Source organism: Cystobacter fuscus DSM 2262 (assembly GCF_000335475.2).
Classification (GTDB): Bacteria; Myxococcota; Myxococcia; order Myxococcales; family Myxococcaceae; genus Cystobacter; species Cystobacter fuscus.
In genome coordinates this window covers 171,738-193,718 of sequence record NZ_ANAH02000020.1, presented here as the reverse complement: position 1 = coordinate 193,718, position 21,981 = coordinate 171,738, and the positions used below count along the sequence as shown (strand labels likewise).

At 66.9% G+C, this 21,981-nt stretch carries 20 protein-coding genes and 1 pseudogene; 11 read left to right on the top strand and 10 right to left on the bottom strand.

Annotation, left to right across the window (positions count from 1 at the left end):
* Window positions 1-13: 13 nt before the first annotated feature.
* From D187_RS30260 to D187_RS30245, 4 genes are read left to right on the top strand one after another with little or no spacing between them, the layout of a single operon-like run.
* Entirely contained in the window at window positions 14-1,510 is a 1,497-nt protein-coding gene (locus D187_RS30260; protein ID WP_002624795.1) for a TadE/TadG family type IV pilus assembly protein, read from the top strand.
* 14 nt (window positions 1,511-1,524) lie between these two features.
* Window positions 1,525-2,700: a TadE family protein gene (locus tag D187_RS30255; RefSeq protein ID WP_002624796.1), complete on the top strand. Its 1,176-nt coding sequence runs from the start codon at window positions 1,525-1,527 to the stop codon at window positions 2,698-2,700.
* 50 nt (window positions 2,701-2,750) lie between these two features.
* Window positions 2,751-3,608 carry a hypothetical protein gene (locus tag D187_RS30250; protein WP_002624797.1) on the top strand — a complete coding sequence of 286 codons (858 nt, stop codon included), beginning with the start codon at window positions 2,751-2,753 and terminating at the stop codon, window positions 3,606-3,608.
* Entirely contained in the window at window positions 3,605-3,790 is a 186-nt protein-coding gene (locus tag D187_RS30245; protein WP_002624798.1) for a hypothetical protein, read from the top strand. Before D187_RS30250 ends, D187_RS30245 begins: the two co-directional genes overlap by 4 nt.
* A 26-nt stretch (window positions 3,791-3,816) precedes the next feature.
* Here D187_RS30245 and D187_RS30240 read toward each other — a convergent pair whose 3' ends face one another.
* Complete coding sequence (locus tag D187_RS30240) at window positions 3,817-4,521, bottom strand: hypothetical protein (protein WP_002624799.1); 705 nt, start codon at window positions 4,519-4,521, stop codon at window positions 3,817-3,819.
* Between the two features lie 65 nt (window positions 4,522-4,586).
* On the opposite strand from D187_RS30240, the gene D187_RS30235 reads away from it, so the two are divergent.
* Window positions 4,587-5,210, top strand: a complete 624-nt coding sequence (locus tag D187_RS30235; RefSeq protein ID WP_051256618.1) for a hypothetical protein — start codon at window positions 4,587-4,589, stop codon at window positions 5,208-5,210.
* 5 nt (window positions 5,211-5,215) lie between these two features.
* Here the strand turns inward: D187_RS30235 and D187_RS30230 are convergent, their stop codons facing one another.
* Window positions 5,216-5,833 carry a hypothetical protein gene (locus tag D187_RS30230; RefSeq protein ID WP_002624801.1) on the bottom strand — a complete coding sequence of 206 codons (618 nt, stop codon included), beginning with the start codon at window positions 5,831-5,833 and terminating at the stop codon, window positions 5,216-5,218.
* 37 nt (window positions 5,834-5,870) lie between these two features.
* On the opposite strand from D187_RS30230, the gene D187_RS30225 reads away from it, so the two are divergent.
* Genes D187_RS30225 through D187_RS30215 form a run of 3 tightly spaced genes read left to right on the top strand, consistent with a single transcriptional unit; the run spans window position 5,871 to window position 9,764 of the window.
* Entirely contained in the window at window positions 5,871-8,558 is a 2,688-nt protein-coding gene (locus D187_RS30225; RefSeq protein WP_002624802.1) for an MGH1-like glycoside hydrolase domain-containing protein, read from the top strand.
* Window positions 8,559-8,603: 45 nt separating this feature from the next.
* The gene (locus D187_RS30220; RefSeq protein ID WP_002624803.1) at window positions 8,604-9,398 is read left to right on the top strand and encodes an ABC transporter ATP-binding protein; all 795 of its coding nucleotides are present in this window, start codon (window positions 8,604-8,606) and stop codon (window positions 9,396-9,398) included.
* A 33-nt stretch (window positions 9,399-9,431) separates the two neighbouring features.
* Window positions 9,432-9,764 carry a MazG nucleotide pyrophosphohydrolase domain-containing protein gene (locus D187_RS30215; protein WP_002624804.1) on the top strand — a complete coding sequence of 111 codons (333 nt, stop codon included), beginning with the start codon at window positions 9,432-9,434 and terminating at the stop codon, window positions 9,762-9,764.
* A 7-nt stretch (window positions 9,765-9,771) separates the two neighbouring features.
* Here the strand turns inward: D187_RS30215 and D187_RS30210 are convergent, their stop codons facing one another.
* The 3 genes and pseudogenes from D187_RS30210 to D187_RS30200 form a co-directional block, all read right to left on the bottom strand.
* Window positions 9,772-11,592, bottom strand: a complete 1,821-nt coding sequence (locus D187_RS30210; protein WP_081713919.1) for a penicillin-binding transpeptidase domain-containing protein — start codon at window positions 11,590-11,592, stop codon at window positions 9,772-9,774.
* Window positions 11,593-11,713: 121 nt separating this feature from the next.
* Window positions 11,714-12,118 carry a DUF5335 family protein gene (locus D187_RS30205; protein WP_002624806.1) on the bottom strand — a complete coding sequence of 135 codons (405 nt, stop codon included), beginning with the start codon at window positions 12,116-12,118 and terminating at the stop codon, window positions 11,714-11,716.
* A 204-nt stretch (window positions 12,119-12,322) separates the two neighbouring features.
* A pseudogene (locus D187_RS30200) lies at window positions 12,323-12,661 on the bottom strand (DUF5953 family protein).
* Window positions 12,662-12,831: 170 nt separating this feature from the next.
* Between D187_RS30200 and D187_RS30195 the strand changes: the two are divergent.
* From D187_RS30195 to D187_RS52780, 3 genes are all read left to right on the top strand, one after another.
* A complete protein-coding gene (locus tag D187_RS30195; protein WP_002624807.1) occupies window positions 12,832-13,122 on the top strand; it encodes a hypothetical protein in 291 nt (96 codons plus the stop codon).
* A 189-nt stretch (window positions 13,123-13,311) separates the two neighbouring features.
* Window positions 13,312-14,418, top strand: a complete 1,107-nt coding sequence (locus D187_RS52785; RefSeq protein ID WP_076606253.1) for a macro domain-containing protein — start codon at window positions 13,312-13,314, stop codon at window positions 14,416-14,418.
* A 21-nt stretch (window positions 14,419-14,439) separates the two neighbouring features.
* Entirely contained in the window at window positions 14,440-15,360 is a 921-nt protein-coding gene (locus tag D187_RS52780; RefSeq protein ID WP_076606252.1) for a DarT ssDNA thymidine ADP-ribosyltransferase family protein, read from the top strand.
* Window positions 15,361-15,748: 388 nt separating this feature from the next.
* Here D187_RS52780 and D187_RS57210 read toward each other — a convergent pair whose 3' ends face one another.
* From D187_RS57210 to D187_RS30160, 5 genes are all read right to left on the bottom strand, one after another.
* The gene (locus D187_RS57210; protein ID WP_211241585.1) at window positions 15,749-15,889 is read right to left on the bottom strand and encodes a hypothetical protein; all 141 of its coding nucleotides are present in this window, start codon (window positions 15,887-15,889) and stop codon (window positions 15,749-15,751) included.
* Between the two features lie 987 nt (window positions 15,890-16,876).
* The gene (locus tag D187_RS30180; protein ID WP_002624809.1) at window positions 16,877-18,643 is read right to left on the bottom strand and encodes a hypothetical protein; all 1,767 of its coding nucleotides are present in this window, start codon (window positions 18,641-18,643) and stop codon (window positions 16,877-16,879) included.
* Window positions 18,644-18,665: 22 nt separating this feature from the next.
* Window positions 18,666-19,217: a protein-tyrosine phosphatase family protein gene (locus D187_RS30175; protein ID WP_020918377.1), complete on the bottom strand. Its 552-nt coding sequence runs from the start codon at window positions 19,215-19,217 to the stop codon at window positions 18,666-18,668.
* Between the two features lie 15 nt (window positions 19,218-19,232).
* On the bottom strand, window positions 19,233-21,107 hold the full coding sequence (locus tag D187_RS57205; RefSeq protein ID WP_002624811.1) for an adenylate/guanylate cyclase domain-containing protein: 1,875 nt from the start codon (window positions 21,105-21,107) through the stop codon (window positions 19,233-19,235).
* Window positions 21,104-21,916, bottom strand: a complete 813-nt coding sequence (locus D187_RS30160; RefSeq protein WP_043432112.1) for an alpha/beta fold hydrolase — start codon at window positions 21,914-21,916, stop codon at window positions 21,104-21,106. Before D187_RS30160 ends, D187_RS57205 begins: the two co-directional genes overlap by 4 nt.
* Between the last annotated feature and the right edge of the window lie 65 nt (window positions 21,917-21,981).

Sequence of the window (21,981 nt, the reverse complement as noted above, 5' to 3'; positions counted from 1 at the left end):
CGAGGAGCCTCTAATGTTCCGTCTGATTCGCAAGATGCGCCGCGACGAGCGCGGACAGGCCATGATCATCGGCGCGATCGCCATGCTCATCCTGGCCGTCATGGTGATGACCTCGGTGAGCATCGGTCACGGTGTCTACTCGAAGATCAAGGCGCAGGACGCCGCGGACGCCCAGTCCTACTCCATCGCCGTCACGCAGGCGCGGACCTATAACTTCCTGGCCTACACCAACCGCGCGATGGTGGTGCACTACTCGGCCATGCTCACGCTGATGTCCTACGTGAGCCATGCCCTCTACCTGCAGAAGACGGTGGGCACCGCCGCGAAGTACCTCAAGTACATCCCCGCGATCGGCGCCATCTTCGCGGCCGTCGAGCAAGCCATCGATGCCTGGGTCAAGATCGTGGACATCCTGACCCGGGCGATCATTCCCGTCATCACCTTCATCAACATAGGGTTATGGCTGGCCCAGGAGGCGCTGCTGATGTCCACGTACATGAACATCTACAACGCGCAAGCAAGCGAGCCATTCACGGGGACGGATCCCAAGGCCAAATACGGCTTCTTCACGTCGGGCCAGGGCGGCCAGCTCGGACAAGATCTCTTCGACATCATGAAGGAGACCAACGCGACCAACTTCCTGCACGTGTTGGATGACGGCCCGAGCTCGAACGCCCCTTCCAGCATTGGGGACACCGGGCTGAAAGAGCGCAAGAAGCTGCTGAACAACAGCAACACGTTGAGCGATCCCAACATGGCGAAGTACCGCCTGCTCATGGGCAACATCGCCAACGGCGTGCGCAAGAAGTGGACCGCCGAGGGCGAGGGGCCCATGTTGATCGGCCGCCGATGGAACATCAACATCTGCCTCGGGATAGGGATCAGCATCAACAAGGTGGCGGACTCGCAGATCAAGAGCTTCGTCGCGGAGGAGCGCAGGGACGAGCTCTTCGCCTCGGACGACATCAGGATCCGGGTGAAGGCCCCCTGCTTCGGCATTACCAAGACGATCTTCAAATTCGATTACAAGGTCCGCGTCGCGGCGAACAAGGACGGGGGCTTCCATGAGGCGAACGGCTCGAAGTCAGACGATCATCATACGTGGCAGGGCATCACGCCCTTCATCCTCGCCGATCCGAGCTACTATTCTCCGTGGACCTACCACTTCGGCTACCCGTGCAACGTGGTGTTCGCCAGCAAGAACGTGATCGAGGCGCGCAAGGTCTTCCAGCTCAAGACCAAATTCATGGAGGGGAAACTCGACATGACCCAGAAGGAGACGGGTGATCAGATCTTCGCCGACATGACGGGGGGCATGCTCGCCATGTCGGTGGGACGCGCCATCTATCATCGCCCTGGCGACTGGAAGGAAGAGCCCAACTTCTACAATCCCCTGTGGACGGCCCGCCTCGCGCCAATCAGCACGCACTGGGAAAAGCAGCTCGTGGACGCGATGGTGGGAGTCATGGACGACTGGGACACCATCCAGCGCTCGTCGCTCAACTACTGATGGAGACCCGGGCCATGAACCATTCCCTTGCCCACCCCCGCGCGAACCTCCGGACGCGCCGCCGCCCGGCCCGCCGGGGCAGCTCGACGGTCGAGTTCGCCATCATGGCGCCACTGCTCGTGGTGCTCGTGCTGTGGTCCAACTACTTCTGGGAAGTCCTCCGGGTGCGCATCAAGGTCGCCGAGGCGGCGCGCTTCATCGCCTTCGAGCGCACGGCGCGCAAGGACCTGGGGCAGATCACCTCCGAGGCCCAGAGCCGCTATCAGGATCTCAATGGCTCGGACTCGGGCGTGGCGCTCGGCTCGGGCTTCCGCAACAAGCTCACCCTCTCCTTCTCCGCCAGCGACAAACCCGCGCCGGTCGCCGGCTCGATGTCGGGCGTCGGCTCGAGCGCGGGGGTGGGCGGAATGCTCGGCATGATCACCTCCCTGGTGGGCAGCTCCGTGGAGAGCATCGTCGGCCAGATGGGCTTCGACCCGTCGAAGGGCGCGGTCCAGAGCACGGTGACGGCCCGGATGGAGAACAGGATCATCCCGGAGCGGATCGGCCAGTACATCACCGGCTTCTCCGACAACAAGCTGGACGTGGGCTTCACCGAGTCCTTCTACGTGTACCACGACACCTGGCGCGCCTGGCAGCCAGGAGACAACCCGAAGAACAACCAGGGCGTCGTGGAGAGCCGGGTGCGCGAACGGGTGCAGAAGGTGGCCTATATGGGCTTGCTCGGCAGTGCCGCGGGCTCGGCACTGAGCGCCATCGGCACGGTGCTCAGCCTGTTCAAGCTCGAGTATCCCTTCAACAACGATTTCATCAACAAGGCGGTCCTCGTCCGGAAGGTGTCCGATAACGGCTACTTCCCCGCGCCGTCGCCGGCGGGCAATCGGCCCACGCGTACCGTGCCAGGAGACATACTCCAGGCGGCGTATTGGGAGTCGGACGACCAGGCCTGCTTCAACAGCTGCGAGCCAGACGAGATCAAGAACAAGCGGGGCGTCAAGAACGGCGGGGGCCGTGACGACAACTGGCCGATGCGCGCCTATCAATGCCGGGGTAATTTCTTCCAGGGCGCTTCCAAGTCGGACGAGCCGGAGTCGGTGTACTCGCAGGTCGGTAACTTGAGCCTGTCCCAGAGCTACTTCCGCTACGACGGAAACGCATGCGCCGAGGATCCGAACGCGAGCAATCACTGAAGCACGGGTGAGGGTGGACCAGGACGGCACGGCATGCGGGGAACGAGGCGATGAGGTTGTCGGACAAGACAGGCAAGGTGCCGAGGGCCCTCGGGCTGGTGGGCGTGCTCGCGCTCATCGCCACGGTGATGTGGATGCCCGAGGCGCCCCCCGAGCCCGAAGCCGAGGCACCAGAGCCCTCCCCCGCCCCGCGGCAGGAGATGCCCGAGCCACCGCCTCCAATCCCCTCGGGCACCGTGCAGCGCCTGCGCCGGCTCGTTCCGGTCTTCCCCGGAGCCCAGCTGATCCCCATGGGCCAGTTGCAGGCCAATGGCAACCCGATGGAGATGGGCTTCTTCGAGGTGAAGGCCTCCGCCCGCGAGGTAATGGACTTCTACATCCAGCAGTTCGAGCAACGAGGCCGTCGGGTCGTCGAACAGCCGGATGGCTCCGGAGGCGGAGCGGTCAACTACTACGACGAGAAGCTGGGAGCGCTCGTCACCGTCAACGTGATGGCCGGAGGCACGCAGGTGTCCCCGAGCGCGCGGGTCTTCCCGGCCATCGTCGAGGCCCCCGAGGGCATCCACCTCAAGGCCGAGCCCCCCGAGATGCTGCCCCAGCCCACTGGCCTGGTGACGGTGCTGCGCGTGGATGATCAGAACCCGGGCCCGGCGAAGGACAGCTCCACGCTCACGCAGATCGCCCGGGGCTCGCCCCGGGAACTCGCCGGCTTCTACCGCAAGGAGATGGCCGTGCGCGGCTACTCCGCCGTGGGGGGACGCAGCGACAAGGATGTGGAGGTGCTCGACTTCGAGCGGCGGGGAGAACGGGTATCCGTGACCCTCTCCGCCATGAACACGAAGGAAGGCTCCCCCGAGACCATCATCGCCGTGGTGATGGAGACGAAACAGAAGGAGGTCAGACCATGAAAAGGCTGACGACCCGTCGGGCCCGGCGCGACCGTGGCCAGCAGCTCACGGAGTTCACGTTGCTGTCCGCCGCGCTGCTGGTGATGGGGGGCGGGCTCATGCACTTCGCTCCCGACATGCTCGACGTCATCACCATCTACATCCGCGGCTTCTACGTCATCCTCGGCTTTCCGCTCGGCTGATGCCCGGGCTCGCGCGAGCCCCCGGCTCACTCCTCGGGCAGGCGGGGAATGGCGACGGGCACCGACTTGAGCTCCGGGCGAGCCCCCGTGCCCGACTTGCGCGCCACCCAGGTGGCGCCATCGGCGCCACGCACGGACTCCACGCCGAAGAGCGGCACCTTGTCCGACAGCACCGCCTCCGCGGTGCGGCCGTCCTCCAACCGCCAGGTGCGCCGCACCGCCTTGCCCGCGAAGGGGCCCGACTTCACCGGCGCCTCCGTCTCCGGACCCGGCCGCCCGCGCAGCTCCGGGCTGTCCACGGAGAGATCCACGGGGATGGAGATGGGCGCATGGGGCTCCAGCGAGAGCGCCAGCCGATCCACCAGCGGATGCGTATCACCGATGAGCCACAGCACCACCAGCGAGCGTGGCTTCACGGCCAGGTACTCGAACTCGACCTGGAACATGGGCCCGTCCTTGTGCTCGGTCCGGCCCACCACCGCGGCCCGCACCCGCACCTTGCCCTCCTTCGTGGTGACGTCGTACTCGACGAAGGAGCCCACCTCTGGGCGGAACTTCCCGTAGAGCAGCGGCAAGGGCACCAGCGTGCGCGCCTCCTCCAGGCGCGAGGCAGCGACGGTGGGCGTGCCCGCGTCGAGGGGCGTGCCGGCATCCGGGAGCGGGCCCGTGGGTGCTCCGGGGCCAAGCTGAAGCGTGAGGGCGAGGACGGAGGCGGACAGGGCAGGGAGCATGCCGGGTACTATCCGGCCCCATCATGGACGGCGACAAGCCGCCCGACATCGAAACAGGAGGAAGCATGAGCCGGATCTGGGCAGTCATCCTGACACTGTGGTTCGCCGCCATGCCCACCGCGTCCGCGCAGGGGGAAATGTTCGGGCTGCCCCTCGTGCCCCAGAGGAATGGGTGGGCACGCTACACCGCCCAGTCCTCCGACGGGGCCACGGAGCTCGTCTTCAAGGTGGGCGCGTTCGGCACGCACAATGGCAGGAGAGGACAGTGGTACATCCTCGAGATGGACGCACCGGGCATGGGGCGCATCGCCCTCCACTTCCTGGTGGCCGGGGAGAAGTTCTCACCCGAGAACCTGCTCCTGGTGCGCTCGTACATCCCGGGCCGGGAGCCCCAGGAGCAAGAGCCCCCCAAGGACACCGAGGGCGAGTCCCCCCCGATCAAGGTCCTGCGCAAGCACCCCGAGACGGTGGCCGGGCGGCAACTCGAGGTGACGGAGTATCTCATCGGCGACAAGCTCAAGGCGGGCTGGTCTCCCTCCGTCCCCGGGCTCGGGATGACCTACCTCAACGGAGACAACCCACTGCGGCTCGTGGCGTTCGGCGTGGGAGGAGATCCATGGAAGAACTCGGGCTCCGGGCGTCCCCAGTGGCCTGAACCCGAGAAGGGCAAGGAGAAGGACAAGAAGTAGGGCCTTCAGCCCCGAGGGGCCTTCGCGGACAGCCCGGCGCGCACGAGCACCTTGCGCAGCGCCTCGGAGTCCAGGTCCACCAGGCGAGTGTGGATGTGGAGCTGATCGCCCCGCCCCGCCCGCAGCAACGTGCGCGGCGGCTCGTCCTGGGTGCGCCGCAGCTCGAACCACTCCAGCTCGGAGAAGCGGGTGCGCTTGCCCAACTGGTCCACGAAACCCTCGGAGGACAGCAGCAGCGCGGGCACCAGGTGAAGGCCCACCCCCATCAGCCACGCGCTCAGCATCAGGCAGAAGGCGCCCAGCGCGGGCCGCGTCCCGGTGGCCAGCACCTGCACCCCGATGAGCACCAGCACCGCCATCACCCCCATCACCTGGAGATAGGTCTCGGAGGAGGCCCGGGACGCGAGCACCACGACCGCGCGGGCGCGCAGCAGGGACACCAGGGCCACCAGGGACAGGAGCGCCACGCCCCCGGCCGCCACGGCCACGGCCAGCTCCAGCGCCGCCTGTCGGCCGGCGAGCGCGCGGGACTCGCGCACGAGCCAGACCGCTCCCCCGAGAAAGGCCACCAGCGCCAGGGCATGGAAGGCGACCGCGCGAGTGGGAAACGACGGGACACGCATGAGCGGAGAAGATATCCCGGGGACGGGAGGAGCGGTCATGTCACAGAGCCGGGGACTCGGTGCCGAGGCGCGCCGGTTGGCGGAAGACGAGCGGAGGGATCACAACTGGAAGCGGTGGGGGCCCTACCTCGCCGAGCGCCAGTGGGGCACCGTGCGCGAGGACTATTCACCCGGGGGCACGAGCTGGACGGACTTCCCCCACGCGCACGCGCGCAGCCGCGCCTACCGCTGGGGCGAGGACGGCCTGCTCGGCATCACGGACCGCGAGTGTCGGCTGTGCTTCGCCGTGGCGCTGTGGAACGAGAAGGACGCCCTCCTCAAGGAGCGCCTCTTCGGCCTCACCGGCCCCCAGGGCAACCACGGCGAGGACGTGAAGGAGGAGTACTTCTACCTCGACTCCACCCCCACCCACTCGTACCTCGAGGCGCTCTACAAGTACCCCCAGGCCGCCTTCCCCTATGAGCGGCTCATCGAGGAGAACCAGCGCCGGGGCCGCGGTGCCCCCGAGTTCGAGCTGGCCGACACGGGCGTCTTCGAGGAGCGCCGCTACTTCGACGTGCGCGCCGAGTACGCCAAGGCGGGCCCGGACGATCTGCTCATCCGGCTCACCCTCACCAACGCGGGGCCCGAGACGGCGCGCCTGCACGTGCTGCCCACGCTCTGGTTCCGCAACACGTGGGACTGGGGCCGCGACGGCGAGGGCTACTGGCCCCGGCCCCACATGACCGCGCTGAGCACCCACGCGCTCGTCGCCGAGCACGCCTCCCTGGGACGCTTCCAATGGCACGCCGAGAAGGCCGAGGGCCACCCCGCCCCGCCGCTGCTCTTCACCCAGAACGAGACGAACCGCGAGCGGCTCTTCGGCGTGCCCAACACGGTGCCCCATGTGAAGGACGCGTTCCACGACGCCGTGGTCCAGGGACGCCGCGAGGCCGTCAACACGGCCGGCACGGGCACCAAGGCCGCCTTCCACCACGTGCTGGAGCTGCCCCCGGGAGGCCGGGTCGTGCTCCGGCTGCGGCTCTTCTCCGAAGCGGACGCCCCCGCCCAGCTCTTCGGCGAGTCCTTTGACACCTTGTTCGCCCAGCGCATCGCCGAGGCGGACGAGTTCTATGACTCCCGGCTGCCGCGCACGCTCGCCCCGGAGGAGCGGCGCGTGGCCCGGCAGGCCTACGCGGGCCTCATGTGGACCAAGCAGTTCTACCACTACGCGGTGAAGCCCTGGATGGAGGGGGACCCCGCCCAGCCGACGCCGCCCCCCTCGCGCCTCCAGGGGCGCAACCGGGACTGGGGGCACCTGTACAACCGGGACATCATCTCGGTGCCGGACAAGTGGGAGTACCCCTGGTACGCGGCGTGGGATCTCGCCTTCCACATGATTCCCTTCGCGCGCGTGGACCCCACCTTCGCCAAGGAGCAGCTCGTGCTCTTCCTGCGCGAGTGGTTCATGCACCCCAACGGTCAGCTCCCCGCGTACGAGTTCGAGCTGTCCGACGTGAACCCGCCCGTGCACGCCTGGGCCTGCTGGAGCGTGTACAAGATGACGGCGTCTCACGGGAAGAAAGACACGGCCTTCCTCAAGCGCACCTTCCACAAGCTGCTGCTCAACTTCACCTGGTGGGTGAACCGCAAGGACGCCGACGGGAAGAACCTCTTCGCGGGTGGCTTCCTCGGGCTGGACAACATCGGGGTGTTCGACCGCTCCAAACCCCTGCCCACCGGCGGACGGCTGGATCAGGCGGACGGCACGGCGTGGATGGCCTTCTTCTGCACCACCCTGCTGGCCATGGCGCTGGAGCTGGCGCAGGACGATCCCGCCTACGAGGACATCGCCTCCAAGTTCTTCGAGCACTTCGTGGCCATCGTGGACGCGATGAACAACCTGGGCGGCACGGGCCTGTGGGACGAGCAGGACGGCTTCTATTACGACGAGCTGCTCCTGGAGGGCCATGCCACGCCCCTGCGGGTGCGCTCCATGGTGGGACTGGTGCCGCTGTTCGCCGCGGAGATCCTCGAGGACCGGCGCCTCGAGCGGCTGCCCGGCTTCTCCAAGCGCCTGCGCTGGTTCCTGGAGAACCGCGCGGACCTGTCCCGCAATACCTCCTACCTCTCCAAGCCGGACGGCAAGGGGTGTCTGCACGGGCACCGGCTGCTGGCCATTCCCTCGCGCGAGCGGCTCCTGCGGGTGCTGCGGCGGGTGCTGGATCCCGAGGAGTTCCTCTCGGAGTACGGCATCCGCTCGCTCTCGCGCGTGCACGCCACCGAGCCGCTCGTGTTCGACGTGCGGGGCGAGGAGTACCGGGTGGCCTACGTGCCCGGCGAGTCCGACAGCGGGATGTTCGGCGGCAACTCCAACTGGCGCGGCCCGGTGTGGTTCCCCCTCAACTACCTGCTCATCGAGGCGCTCGAGCGCTACCACCACTTCTATGGCGAGAGCTTCCAGGTGGAGTGCCCCACGGGCTCGGGGCGGATGATGACGCTGGCGCAGGTGGCGCGAGAGCTGTCCGCGCGGCTCAGCCGGCTCTTCCTCCCGGACGCCTCGGGCCGCCGCCCCTGCCACGGAGACGACAAGCGCTTCACCGACAACCCCGACTGGCGCGACCTGGTGCTCTTCCACGAGTACTTCCACGGAGACACCGGCCGGGGATTGGGCGCCACGCACCAGACGGGCTGGACGGCCCTGGTGGTGCAATGCCTCGAGGAGCTCCACAAAGCCTCCGAGTAGCGCGGACGGGGACCCCCCGGCGTCCGTGCGCTATGCTCGCGGGAGATGAGTGACACGAGCGGCGGGCCAGTACGCAAGCTGGCCATCGAGGTGAGGGAGCTCCACAAGTCCTTCGGCGACCATCAGGCCCTGCGAGGCGTGGACCTCGTGGTCCCCGAGGGCACCACCTGCGTGCTGATGGGGATGTCCGGCTCGGGCAAGTCGGTGCTGATGAAGCACATCATGGGCCTGTTGCGGCCAGACCGGGGCATGGTGCTCGTGGAGGGCCAGGAGGTGGCGAAGATGGACGAGGCCACGCTCGAGCAGATGCGCCGCAAGCAGGGCATCCTCTTCCAGGCCAATGCCCTCTTCGACTCGCTCAACGTCTTCGACAACGTGGCCTTCCCGCTGCGCGAGCGCACCCGCATGCCCGAGGAGGAGATCCTCAAGACGGTGAACGAGACGCTGGCCAAGGTGGGCCTGTCCCACGCGGCCCAGCGCTTCCCCGGCGAGCTGTCCGGCGGCATGCAGAAGCGCGTGGGCTTCGCGCGCGCCACCATCCTCCAGCCGAAGATCCTCCTGTACGACGATCCCACGGCCGGTCTGGATCCGCTCACCACCGCCGCCGTCAACGAGATCATCGTCACCGGCAAGCAGCAGCTCGGGGCGACCTCGCTCGTCATCACCCCGGACGTGGCGTCCGCCTTCGGCATGGCCGACAGCCTCGCCATCATGCACGAGGGACTCGTCGTCGCGTCGGGCCCACCAGACGTGGTGCGCGAGTCCCCACACCCGGCGGTGAAGGCCTTCCTGCGCAACTGGCTGACACGCCGCTCGAAGAACCGCACGCCCCAGGGTTGACAGCCCGCGGGGCCGCCAGCGAGGAAGGACGGCATGATCTCACTCCCCGAAGGCGCGACGATGAAGGACTACCAGCGCTACATCCACGAGCTCGAGACGCTGCATGGATGGCTGAAGGTGGACCTGGTGCACAACTGCTTCCTCATGGGCGAGGAAGTGGGCGAGCTGTTCAAGGCGGTGCGCCGCTACAACAAGTACTACGACGAGGGGAAGAGCACCCCGGCCGAGGAGGCCAAGGCCCACCTCGCCGAGGAGCTGGTGGACGTCTTCAACTACCTGGTGGCCATCGCCAACCGGACGGGCGTGGACCTGGAGCAGGCGTTCCGCGAGAAGAACGCGCGCAACCAGCAGCGCACCTGGAGCTGAGCGGCGCTCACAACGCCGCGGCGAACCTCGCGGCGATGGGCACGGCGACCCGGCCCCCCACGCCGCCCCCCTCCACCAGCACGGCGAAGGCAATGCCCTGGCGAAAGCCGATGAACCACGCGTGCGTGGGCAGGGGCGTGCCGGTGCCGAACTCGGCGGTGCCCGTCTTGCCGGCGAGCCCCGTCACACCCACGGCCGACCGGCCCGAGCCCTCGGTGACCACGGCCCGCATCAGCGCCTGCAAGGGCGCGCGGGTTCCCGGTGCGAGCGGAGCACTGGGGCCTCCCGACAGCTCGGTGAGGAGATAGGGCGAGCGCCACCTGCCCGACTCGGCCGCCGCGGCCACCGAGGCCATGTGCAGCGGCGTGGCCAGGACGCGGCCCTGGCCGATGGCGGCCGCCGCCCGCTCGGCATCATCCCGGGGCATGGGGAACGACGCACCGGGAGAGGGCAGCCCCACGTTGTACGCCACGTCGAAGCCGAAGCGGTGCGCCGCGTCCTCGAGCGCGCCCGTGCCGAGCCCCGCGGCCAGTGTCACGAAGGCCGTGTTGCAGGAGTGGGCGAAGACCTGACGCAGGCGGGAGTTGCCGAACGCCTCGCCCTCGAAGTTGCGAAACGCCTTGCCCCCCACGCTCGCCGTGGGCGGGCACGGCACCGCGGCGTCCACGCCCAGGCCCCGGGCGAGCAGCGCTTCCGACGTGACGACCTTGAACGTCGAGCCGGGCGGATAGCGGCCGGTGAGCGCGCGATTCAACGGCTGCTCGAGCGGCCGGCTGACGAGGGCCAGGATGGCGCCCGTGCGCGTGTCCACCGCGACGAGCGCCGCGGGTTGGGCCACTCCGTCGAGCGCGGCCTCCGCGGCGGACTGCACCTCGGGCAAGAGCGTGGTCCGCACCGGCGTACCGGGCGCTCCCGCGAAGCGGCCGAGGACGCGCACCTCTCCGGACGGACGGGTGAGGCGCACCTCTCCGGACGGCAGCCCCGCGAGCCGCGGCTCATGGGCCAGCTCCAGTCCCGACAGGCCCACGGTGTCTCCCGGCTGGTAGACCGGCCCCAACCGTTCGAGCAGCTCGGCCGTCACCTCCCCCACCCGGCCCAGCGTGTGCGCCGCGAAGCCCTCCTCCGGGGTGAGCCAGGCGCTCTTGCGGCGGAAGAAGATGCCCGGCACGGGCGCCAGCGCCGGACGCACCTGCTGGTAGAGCGCGGGCCGCACGTCGATGATGGGCACGAAGTGCTCGGGGGACACGCCCGGCGCGTTCAGCGTCTTGTCCAACCGCGCCGGATCCACGCCCAGCAGCACCTGGAGCGCCGAGGCGACGGCCGCGCGGCTCTGGATGCGCCGGGGCTCGACGCCAATGGTGATGACCTCGCCCTCGCCGGTGAGGGGATGCCCCCGCCCATCGAGCAGACGGGCCCGCGCGGGACGCGTCCTCGTGCGCGAGAAACGGTCCCCCTCGCGTGCCTCGGGGTGCAGCACCGCCGGAGACCAGCGCACCCACCAGCGACCCTCCCGGCGCACGAAGTGCAGCACGCCGTCCACCTCCCACTCGCCCAGCCCGCGCAGGACGTGCAGGGCACGGAAGGTGACCCGGGCGCTGTCCTCCTCGCGCTCGACACGGCCGAGCTCGAAGCGGGACGTGATGATGCGCAGATCGTCCCGGAAGCGCTGGTGTTGCGCCTCGAGATCGGCCGGCGGCTCGACCACCGCGCGCCGCATGGCGGCGAGGTCTCCCTCGCCCCAGGCCCGCAGGTAGTCCTGGGCCACGTCGAGCGGGCCCACCTCCACCGGCGCCGGCCGACCGCGTACGGACACACACGAGGCCAACATCAAGGCCGCCGCGACACTGACTACCCTCCACCCTCGCCAGAACACGCGCCGCACTGTGCGGGCGCTCTCCGGCGAGTCAAGAACCTGGCCCGGCACATGCGCAGACGGTGAGGAGGAGCGCTTACAGGCCCAACACGGGCGGCTCCGCTTCCTGGATGCTCGGATGGACCCAGGCGGAGACGCCCCCCTCCTCGAAGAAGAGCAGGGTCCTGGTTCCACTGCGGTCCTCGATGGCGAGGCAGTCGAGGTCTCCGTTGTCATCGATCTTGAGGTAGACCTGCACGGGCCGGGCGATGCGGTGCAGGAAGTCCTGGTGTTCATCTCCCAGGGTGAACTCGATGGACCCCAGCTCCGAGCCCCTGGGCTCCACGTCGATGCCTAACAGGGGCAGCGCGTGAACCAGTTCCTGAGCGCCCATCTCCATGCTCTCCACTTCCACCCGGACCGGGTGGCTCAGCGCCCGCCTGCTCAAGCCCGCGAAGTAGTTGAACCACCCTTGAGGGGGAATCTCCGTCGTGCGATCCATAAGCGGCCTCCTTCCTCCAGGAAAGGTAGGTCCGCGCACCCGGGGGAGGCGGGCCTCGGCGTCCGCCCTCTCTCCCCCGCTCACCCGGCGGCCAACTCCCGCTCCAGGACCCGCGCATAGCGCTGAGCGGCGGCGCGAAGGTGCTCGCCCTCCAAGCGGACCCGCGAAACCGGGAATGGAAGGCGAGCCGTGCTGGCCTCAACCTCAAGGGGAGGAGCGGCCGCCAATCTCCGGGAAGCGCTTGTAGACCCGCAGGAGCGCGTCCAGGTGCGCGGGATTGTCGGGATCGAGTGATACCTCCATGAGCCGGACCACTCACCCGCCCATCGCGGTGCGCCGTGAGCGCGAGAGCAGGTCCGCGTCTCGGACGCGGTTCAGGAAGCCGATGGCCCGTGCGGCAGCGTCCGACCAATAGTTCAGCGACCCCAGCCGATGCGAAATCTCAGGCGAGCGAATGTCCTCACGGAGTTTGAGCGCTGGCAGCCCCCGTGGCGAAACTCCCGGCTTGCGCACCAGATGACGCGTCTGCCGCGAAATCTCCACAGTCGCGTTGAACGGCGTCGCGTGCCCCCAGAATGCGCGTGCGCCCTCTGCTCCGCTGCCGCCGCGATGCCAGTTGCGTCTAGCGGCAGGTCCGCATGGACCTCGAACTATGGCTGACCGCCCGGCCCGGACCTTTCCGAGATCCCATACCGGAGATCATCACGGGGGTAATGCTCATCTACCTGGAGCGTTGGAGCGTGGAGGAGAGCAACCGCTTCCTGAAGCAGGGCTTCGACTTGGAGGACGTGCGCACCCTCAACGTGGACGAGGCTGAAGCGGATGGTTCGACTCGTCTACCTCTCGTATGGGTTCCTCGCGCTACTTGTGCAGGGGCCGAACAAGCAGGTGGAGCGGAAGTCGCTGACTTCAAGGCATTCGGCCCGGTGCCAATGTACCTCTACTATCGCCTCCTTGAGGGCATCGGACACCTTCTTCGGGCCACGATGGACGGAGGACCATAGGGCCGTCAAGGGGTAGCCAGTCAGGAGCAAGCAGGCTCAAACCAGAACCGGTTTTTGCGTCTACGTGCTCACCGGATAGATGATACGCACGCCGTGATGTGGCCACTGGCACGGTTATTGAATATTCGGTGCGCTCAATTTGGGCAACTTTTGCGCGTTTTCCGAACGGATATGCTAGGAACCTTGAACGTGGAGACCGAAACACACGAACATCACAAGGCTACTGAGCCGAGGGGGCGAGCGGTCATCCTAAAGTCCGGGGATCTTTTTACCTCGAACGCTCAGGCCCTTGTCATCACCGTAAACTGCGTTGGGGTGATGGGAAAGGGTATCGCGCTAGAAGCCAAGAAGCGCTACCCCGACATGTACGAGGAGTACGCTCGTCTCTGCAAGGCCGGTGAAATGCGCCTTGGCCGACCTATGTACGTGCGCCGCCTTGTTCCCCCGTCCTTCGTCTTGTTCCCAACAAAGGGGCATTGGCGCTCGGTTTCTAATCTCGCGGACATTCGGGCTGGATTGGACTATCTCACCCGCCATGTAGGCGTGTGGGGGATTGAGTCGCTGGCAGCGCCTCCACTTGGATGTGGGGCTGGCGGCCTGGAATGGGCTGTAATCGGTCCCATTCTCTACGACAACTTTGAGAAATTGGGCGTGCCCGTTGATTTGTATGTTCCGAGTGGAGTTTCTGCGGACGACTTACAAGCAGCCATTTTGAGAAAGGGAGTAGAACAGGCCGATCTTCACCGCGCGGCGCAGACATCTGCCCCTGAAGCTGTTGCTATCGTTGTTGCACTAAAAAGCATCCTCCAAAAAAATCCGCAGGTACGGATTGGCCGAATCCTCCTGCAAAAGATGGCCTATTTTGCGCAGATTGCTGGGATCCCAGTGCCTGTGAAGTACGTTAGAGCTACATACGGACCCTACTCTGACGAATGGACTCGACTGATTCGTCACATGGTGAACAACGGACTACTTTCGGAAAGACAGGTCGGCTCGCAGGGCGCATTCGCATATGCACCTGGTCCTGCCCTTGTCGCCTATGCTGAACGTCTAAGTCCAACCCTGGAGAAGTATCAGGCTGTTATTGAAAAGCTGGCCCTGGTTTTTTCCAAGTTCACGAATGACCAAGCGGAGCTCGCCGCTACAACCCTAATGGTCGCACGCGAGAAAACGAGCGAGGACGAAATCATCGCGGACGTGCTTGAGTGGAAACGGCGTAGGTCCAAGCCATACAGTGCGGACCAAGTCAGAAAATGCCTTAGCTGGCTTCGCACCGAGGGATGGTTGAGGCACTGATACCTGCGGAGTTTGTCATAAATGCCAGTTAGCAAGTCATTCCTGGACACGAAGTTCGCAGAACTGCGTCAGCAATTCCGCCATGCCGGGAACTTTTGCTTTTTCACGGACGCCGACAACCTTGGCTCAATCCTGAGCACAGGTATGCTTTACTCCCGCAATGAAGCGGAGCGGCAGAGTATCATCAAGCGCGATTGCGCGTCGGCACAGGTTAACGGCCGGGCCCCAGAATGGGTGCATGACTGCGCTCGCCTCTACTTTGCGCCCGCCACCCCATATGCTTACTCGACGGAGGGGCCAAAGAGGTTCCAAAACTCATACCCCGAAATACCCCGTCCTGTGTACTTGGTGTTTCCACCTGATGTGCTGACGCTACCCAATGTCCGGGTGAGTAACGGCAACATGGGCTCTCATTACACAGATGCGCAGTTGGCCGACGACAACTGGTTCAATGGGCTTCCCTTTGCCGACATATATAGCAGAGGGGCCCACACACAGGGCGACCACGAAAAGCCCCGTCGTCGTTGTGCCGAGGTACTTGTTCCGAACGGGCTTCATCTGAATTGGCTTAGAAAGTTGATCTTCCGCTGCCAAGCAGAACTTGACCTTGCTCTTTACGAGTGTGGCTCGTTTCCTGCGTGGGTAAAGGCGGAGGTCCAACCCGACTGGTTCGACACGGCAAAGAAATCGATCCCTCATATCACCCAGATTGCCTCCGGCAAGATCCAAACACAGAACGTTCAGGCCGGGGATGTGCTAAGTGCCGTAAAACATTACTCCAAAGGAGTGGTAGCAGCCGCTAAGTGCACCTACGACGGCCAGAAGTTCGACGACTGGAAGGCGATAGACCTGGGGGCTGCTGGACTAGCTATTCCGCTACCGGGATACTCCTATTATTTCCTCAACGGCTATCGACTAGGTGTACGAGCAGCCGAGTCGTGAACTTATAAAATCGAGTAGGGGCTCAGCTGCGGGTGGAGGGCTGGTGCAGAGAGGTAGCGGCATTGACGGGTGCCTCCCGAGTTCAGAGCAGTTTCGGTAGTGCTCATTCCTAGCAAGCTGACCCTCGGGCAAAACACCCGAATAGCCTCCTACTAGAAATGATTTTAAGCGAGGCATCATGGGCAGCATCTACGTGGCAGTGGGCACTAGCTGCCAGTTGGCAATTCCCCAGGTGCAGTGCTTCTTCGACGAGGGGCACTCGAAGAAAGCGGACCCTCGCGCCAGGGGGGCGCGCGCCACCACCCATAGGCGAGTCGACAGCCTGACGATGAACGTCTTGGTAAAGGACTGCGAATTTGTCAGCATGTAGCTGACTGCTTCTCGGCGCTCAGGGCCACCGCCAGACGGCGCGCACCGGCACGTTCCAGTTGAGGATGAAGGCCCCGGCTTGGAAGCCATCCTCCACCGCGATACGCCCGTCCCGGTCCCCCAGCACGATGAATACCAGGTACTTTCGACCATCCGGCAACACGGCCTGGGTGTAAGCGGCCCATAATGGCCGGCCGCATCCCCACCCCCCCAGACCTCGTCGATGCCGGGGACCGTCCAGAGCTGGCCATAAACCAGCCCCACCGGTTCAAAGCCCCTTGTGGGTGGACTCCTGGTGAGTGCTGGTTTTCTTTCCTCCAGGGGAAGCCCTGAAGACAACATGGGGTGCACCAGAGGGGCCCAGTAGAGACTCACCAGGGGACCCCAATAGAGGGCTCAGTGAAGGTAGATCCACGTTTCTTACTGAGACTTCTCCTCGCTCATGGCGGGAAAGCTACCCTTGGGGAGTGGGCACCAGCCCTTTGAGCCGCCATCTACGATGCAGAGCACCCAGCTATCGCCGGTGGCAGTATCGAGCAGCATGGTGTTCCGGGTCATGTCCGGAGTCGGGTTGACCACCTGCCAGCGACCAGAAGACAGCGAGGAGGCTACTGTCTTAGGGGGATGATTTGATTGGGCGAAGGCGAAGACGGAAATTAGGACGGAGCCAGCAATTGTGCCTACGAAAGCACTACGAAGCATGCGCGTTTCTCCTACGGACGGGCGTAGCGTAGCCCGCCGGCAAGAGATCATGACAGCAGGGAACAGAGGTCCATCGGGGCACCTATGGGCACCTACAGGGTGCACTAGATGCCTCCGGGCACCTGTCCGAAGCCGAAAATCAGGCTCCGCATCGCACAGGAGCACACCCACGGCATCCTGCTCCGCCTCCGCGTAATCCACCTGCGCAGCTAGGTAGCGCATCGGGGACCGCTCGGCCCCATCAAGTCCCCTCTGGGCATCATGAAGTGCCCTCTCGGCCCTCTGGCGACCCTCCACCAAGTCCCGCCGCCTATCCCTAGAGAGCCTGGAGTGCATCCGCCAAGGGGACAAAGAGAGGACGTTTCCGGGGGTCTGTGGGCGTCGGTTTTTTGTATCAGGGGTCCCAAAGTCCTTTACATGAGTATTCGTGCCCTCCCTCCCCCGCTCACCCGGCGGCCAGCTCCCGCTCCAGGGCCCGCGCATAGCGCCGAGCGGCGGTGCGAAGGCGCTCGGCCTCCGCGGGCACCTGCGAGGCCAGGGACTGGAAGGCGAGCTGATGGTGGCCCCATTGGAAGGCCAGGTAGCAGGGGAGGTAGAAGCGCAGCAGCGCGCCACTCACCGCTCGGGGCCCCCGCCGTGACACCTGCTCGGCCAGCTCGCCCTGCTCGAGGCCCAGCTCGACACTGGCGCCCACGATGTCCCATGCCACGTCCTGGCAGCCGATGAGGTCGTGCGCGTCGTGATGATCCACCGCGTCCGTCTTCAGGAGGACTCCGTCCGGCCGCACGAGCCATTCCCAGGGATGCATGCGGCCATCCGTCTCCACCACGTTCATCCCAGCCGACAGGCGCGCGAGTTGCTCCTCCCAGCGGGACCAGGACCGGGCCCACTCCTCGCCGAGCGCCTCGCGCGTGTTGTGACGCCCCATCTCGAGCAGCCGCTCGGGGTTCGCGCCGTGGCCCCCTCCCGAGCGGGCGAAGTGACGGACCCGGAAGGCCAGATAGGCACCGGTCCGCTCGAGCAGCTCCCGGCGATCGAAGCCCGTGGGCTCGAGCGGCGTGGACTCCGCCTCCCAGCGGTGGACGAGGAAGCCGTGCCGCAACCCCAGCACCCCGGGCCCCCACCCCGCCTCGGCGAGCGTCCGCGAGCGCTCGAGGCCATGCGCTCCGCGGCTGCCCAATCCCGCGAACTTGAGCAGGAAGAGGCCCCGCCCGGTCCGCAGGAGGTACTTGCGCCGCTCCTGTTGGACATGGACGGCGGGCCAGTCCTCCTCCCGGGAGAAATGTTCGCGCCGCCAGCCACCACCCCCCAGGTCCTCCAGAGGGGCGAGCGGCACACCGCACAGGTCCTCCACCCACGAGGCCAACGCGTGCCGAGGCTCGCTGGGAGACAGGAACAGGTGCTCGAAGTCGACCGTGTGTTTGTGCGCGCGGCGCCAGCGCACGCGGTGCGCTTCGCTCGCCATGGGGCCGGGCTCGCCCCGGTGGCTGGGAAAGAAGTGCAGCTGCTCCACCGGCACGCCCGAGCGCTCGAGGGTATCCGCCACCGCGCCGAAGGAACTTCCGGAGAGGCCGGGCCCCTCGTCCACGATGGCGAAGGGGGTGCCACGTTCCGAGCGCAGCAGGGCCGCTTCGATGCCGGGGCCCAGGCGCAGCTCGCGTTGGAAGGGATGTCCGCCGGGCCGCACGGTCATCGGCGCGAGGCTCACACCTGCTCCGGCGGCCACCGCGCAGGCCAGGCTGGTGCCGATGCTGCGAATGCCGATGACGCGCGCCTCGCGTCCACCAGGAAGGCCGCGGGCCGCTTCCATGTACGCCTCGGGATAGAGGGCGTAATAGGCATACCCCTCGGGCGTCTTGAGCGTGACCGAGTCCGGCAGCGAGGCACGCTCGAGCGCCTCGAGTGCGTCCCAGGGCAGCGCGCTCCGGACGCGATGGCCACCGCGGTGCGACGCCCAGAGCGCCCGCGCCACCGCCAGCGGCAGGGCCAGGGCTCGCGCCTGCTCGGGGCCCTGCTCGTCGTGGCCCTCCTGCTCATACCTGGCATCCAGGAGCCCCTGGGCGAGCATGCCCGCGTCGATCAACAACCGGGCCAGCGCCGTGTGCCAGAGAATGCCAGCGGGCAGGGCCTCGGCCTCGGCCATCTGACGGCGCAGGTCGGCGAGCACCTCTCCAGGCGCCCGCGAGCGGGGCCGATCTCCATAGACGAGCATGCGCGTGACTCCCGGGAGAGCCCTACCCAGGTGACGGCGAGGAGGGTCGCGGGTGGCTGTAGGCGATGGCCGCCAGCGCATCGAAGACGGGCACGGTCCAGGAGGCGCCATGGGCCCGCCTCCACTCCTCCGAGAAGGCCATGAAGGCCTCGAGCTGCTCCGGACTCGGAGACACCTTGGGCCGCCGTCGCTTGGCCAGCGCGAGCGCCTCCAACGGGCCGTACCCTCGCGACACGAGCACGCACAGCGCCAGCAGCGCGCTACGGCCGATGCCGTACTCGCAGTGGATGAAGACCTTCTCCCCCCGCTCCAGGCGCTCGCGGACCCAGTCCACCCCGTCGCGAATCATCGGCAGGCTGATGGCACACATGTCCACCGTGGGCAGGTGCAGCAGGGTGATGCCGTGCTCGCGCAGCACGCGCTCGTCATCACAGCACTCCACCCGGACGTCGACGACGTAACGGATGCCGAGCCGCTGGGAGAGATGGGCCGCGGCTTCCATCGGGAAGCGGCCTCCCACCACGAGCTCGGGCGTCACCCAGTCGAGGTTCATCTCCATCGGTTCCTGCCTCATGCGTGGCGCTCCTGTTCAGTTCTTCCGGCCCTCGAGCAGGTAGGTGGTCATCTCGCCCTTGCCCTTGATGGGGATGCGGCCACGCTCGGTGAAGAGGTACTTGTCACACAGGCGCTCGTAGGTGGCGTGGGTGACGTGGATCCGCCCTGGCAGCCCGTGGGACTCCATGCGGCTGGCCGTGTTGACGGTGTCGCCCCACAGGTCGTAGCTGAACTTCTTGGTGCCGATGACGCCCGCCACCACGGGCCCGGTGTCGATGCCGATCCGCAAGCGCAGCGGCTCCTCGCGCCTGGCGTTGAAGTCCTCGAGGAACGCCATCATGTCCAACGCCATCTCCGCGATGGACCCGACATGATCCGCCCGGGGAAGGGGCAGCCCTCCGGCCACCATGTACGCATCCCCAATGGTCTTGATCTTCTCCAGCCCGTGCTTCTCGGTGAGCTGATCGAACGCGGAGAAGAGTTCGTTGAGCAGATAGACGAGCCCCTTGGGCGAGACGCGCTCGGCCAGGTGGGTGAAGCCCACGAGGTCCGCGAAGAGGATGCTGGCGTCGGCGAAGCCATCGGCGATGGTGCGCGTCTCCTGCTTGAGCTTCCGGGCGACCGCCTGGGGGAGGATGTTGAGCAGGAGCTGATCCGCCTTCTCCTTCTCCTCGAGCAGCGCCGCCTCGGCCTCGCGCCGCGCCTGTCGTGCCCGCCAGGCGATGGTGATGTCATCCAGGAGCCAGAGCCGGCCCGGCACGTCGCGCACGTGGGTGGGCGTGCTGGAGACGCGGAGCACCAGCTCCCGAGGCTCCTGGAAGGTCCAGATCCAGTCGCGGATGTCCGCCTGGGGCTGGGTGAACAGGCGCGCGCCCTTGGCGGCGATCTCCTCGGGGTTGCTCGTGCGCGCGCGCAGCTCCGCCATGGCCTGGGCCAGCCGCACCGGCTCCACGGGCCCCGGAGCCAGGCCGAGCAGCTCGCCCGCCACCTGGTTGACCCAGCCCTGCTCGCCACTGGCCTCCACGAACACCACCCCCTGGGGCACCGTCTCCAGGATGGCGCCGTAGCGGGCCTGGAGCCGCTCGTAGCGCAACCTGTCTTCCGTGAACCGCAACAGCGTGCGCAGCCCGTCCCCGAGCACTTCCACGAAGCGGCGCAGGTGGGCATGGAGGTGCGCGCGGCGGTGCCACGTGAGCAGGATGGCGCCCTGGGAGGACTCCGCGCCGCCCTGGAGGCTCCAGCGCAGCGGCAGCACCACGAGCGAGCGCACCCCCTCGGCCAGCAGGAAGCGCGAGGCGCCGGACACCCGGGCGTAGTCATGATGGTAGAGGCAGCGATCCCCCGAGAGGGCATCGGCGAAGAGCCGGGGCGAGTTCAGCGCATGGGAGAGCACCGGCTCGGGCAGGGCCACGAGCGTCTCGGCCGACACCTCGTCGAGCTGGCGCAGGGCGGCGATGGAGCGTGCCCCGGTGACCTCGCGTATCAGGTCCAGCGTCTCGCGCAGCACCTGCTCGGGACGCGCGTGGCGGTCCGACGACAGCAGGGTGCCGAGCACCTCGCGCGAGGCCAACGACCACTCCGCGGAGAGCAGGACGCGGCGCGTGCCCACCCCGCCCAGCAGCGCGAAGCCCAGCACGAGCAGCACCAGACTGCCCTCGCCCTGGGGACCGACCAGCACGGGCAACAGCAGCACCCCCACCGTCCCCCCACCCCACCACCAGGAGGAGTGCACGGGCAACAGGGTGCTGAACACGAAGAGAACGGGGGCCAGACACCGGACGGTCAGGCCCTCGCCCAGCGCGAGTTCGGACACGAGGATCAGCGCCGCGAGCCCCAGCAACATTCCCCGGAAGGTGGGCAGGAGATCCGGGTGACGGAGCACGCGCGCGACGGGCCGCCAGCGCTTCATGCCGTGGCGGACAGAAAGGAGCCGAGGGCGCGGTTCACCTGCTCGGGCGCGCTCAAGTGGGGCAGGTGTCCGCTCGCGCTGATGGTGGACAGGGTCGCGCGGGGAATGTGCCGGACCATGTGCTCGCCCACGGTGTCGGGCACGGCGACATCCTCCCCCGCGTGGAGGATGAGCGTGGGCACCTTGAGCCGGGGCAGGTCCGCGCGGTGATCGTAGTTGAAGACGATGCGGGCGATGGCCAGGGCGATGTCCGGCCGCATGGCGCTCAGCGTGCGGGTGAACTCCTGGCTCAGGTCGGGCCGCTCCGGATTGCCCATGGCCACCGGCGCGAAGCCGCCCGCCCACGCGTAGAAGTTGGAGGCCATGGCGTCGAGCATCCCGTCGATCTCCGCCTGCTCGAAGCCGCCCACGTAGCCAGACTCGGCGTCGTTGCGCATCCGGGGCGTCGACTTGACGAAGACGAGCCGCCGGAAGCGCTCGGGTTCCACCAGCGCCGCCAGCATCCCCACCATCCCACTGAGCGAGTGGCCCACGAAGAGGCTCTGACGGATGTCCAGCTCCTCGCACAGCTCCAGCAGATCCTCCGCGTAGCCGTGCATGCTCCGGTAGCGATGTGGGCTGTAGGCGTTGAAGTCCGACTGGCCGCACCCCACGTGATCGAAGAGCACGATGCGGTAGCGATCCTGGAACGCCGCCACCTGATGCCGCCATGCCCCCTGCTCGGAACCGAAGCCGTGGGCGAAGATCAGAGTGTCTCGGCCCTCGCCCAACACCCGCACGTTGTTGCGTTTCCAGATCGCTTGACCCATGAACACACCCCTCGCGACCGCTGTGGGCCACTCTCTATATTGTCCGGGCCCACCTCTTCGGCTTG

Excerpts from the sequence above, each read along its gene's own strand:
- D187_RS30250 (WP_002624797.1), top strand. The coding sequence starts at position 2,751 with ATGAGGTTGTCGGACAAGACAGGCAAGGTGCCGAGGGCCCTCGGGCTG.
- D187_RS30175 (WP_020918377.1), bottom strand. The coding sequence starts at position 19,217 with ATGAGGCAGGAACCGATGGAGATGAACCTCGACTGGGTGACGCCCGAG.
- D187_RS30225 (WP_002624802.1), top strand. The coding sequence starts at position 5,871 with ATGTCACAGAGCCGGGGACTCGGTGCCGAGGCGCGCCGGTTGGCGGAA.
- D187_RS30235 (WP_051256618.1), top strand. The coding sequence starts at position 4,587 with ATGAGCCGGATCTGGGCAGTCATCCTGACACTGTGGTTCGCCGCCATG.
- D187_RS30220 (WP_002624803.1), top strand. The coding sequence starts at position 8,604 with ATGAGTGACACGAGCGGCGGGCCAGTACGCAAGCTGGCCATCGAGGTG.
- D187_RS30260 (WP_002624795.1), top strand. The coding sequence starts at position 14 with ATGTTCCGTCTGATTCGCAAGATGCGCCGCGACGAGCGCGGACAGGCC.
- D187_RS52780 (WP_076606252.1), top strand. The coding sequence starts at position 14,440 with ATGCCAGTTAGCAAGTCATTCCTGGACACGAAGTTCGCAGAACTGCGT.
- D187_RS30195 (WP_002624807.1), top strand. The coding sequence starts at position 12,832 with ATGCTCATCTACCTGGAGCGTTGGAGCGTGGAGGAGAGCAACCGCTTC.
- D187_RS30245 (WP_002624798.1), top strand. The coding sequence starts at position 3,605 with ATGAAAAGGCTGACGACCCGTCGGGCCCGGCGCGACCGTGGCCAGCAG.
- D187_RS30205 (WP_002624806.1), bottom strand. The coding sequence starts at position 12,118 with ATGGATCGCACGACGGAGATTCCCCCTCAAGGGTGGTTCAACTACTTC.
- D187_RS30255 (WP_002624796.1), top strand. The coding sequence starts at position 1,525 with ATGAACCATTCCCTTGCCCACCCCCGCGCGAACCTCCGGACGCGCCGC.
- D187_RS30160 (WP_043432112.1), bottom strand. The coding sequence starts at position 21,916 with ATGGGTCAAGCGATCTGGAAACGCAACAACGTGCGGGTGTTGGGCGAG.
- D187_RS30230 (WP_002624801.1), bottom strand. The coding sequence starts at position 5,833 with ATGCGTGTCCCGTCGTTTCCCACTCGCGCGGTCGCCTTCCATGCCCTG.
- D187_RS57205 (WP_002624811.1), bottom strand. The coding sequence starts at position 21,107 with ATGAAGCGCTGGCGGCCCGTCGCGCGCGTGCTCCGTCACCCGGATCTC.
- D187_RS30210 (WP_081713919.1), bottom strand. The coding sequence starts at position 11,592 with ATGTTGGCCTCGTGTGTGTCCGTACGCGGTCGGCCGGCGCCGGTGGAG.
- D187_RS30180 (WP_002624809.1), bottom strand. The coding sequence starts at position 18,643 with ATGCTCGTCTATGGAGATCGGCCCCGCTCGCGGGCGCCTGGAGAGGTG.
- D187_RS30240 (WP_002624799.1), bottom strand. The coding sequence starts at position 4,521 with ATGCTCCCTGCCCTGTCCGCCTCCGTCCTCGCCCTCACGCTTCAGCTT.
- D187_RS30215 (WP_002624804.1), top strand. The coding sequence starts at position 9,432 with ATGATCTCACTCCCCGAAGGCGCGACGATGAAGGACTACCAGCGCTAC.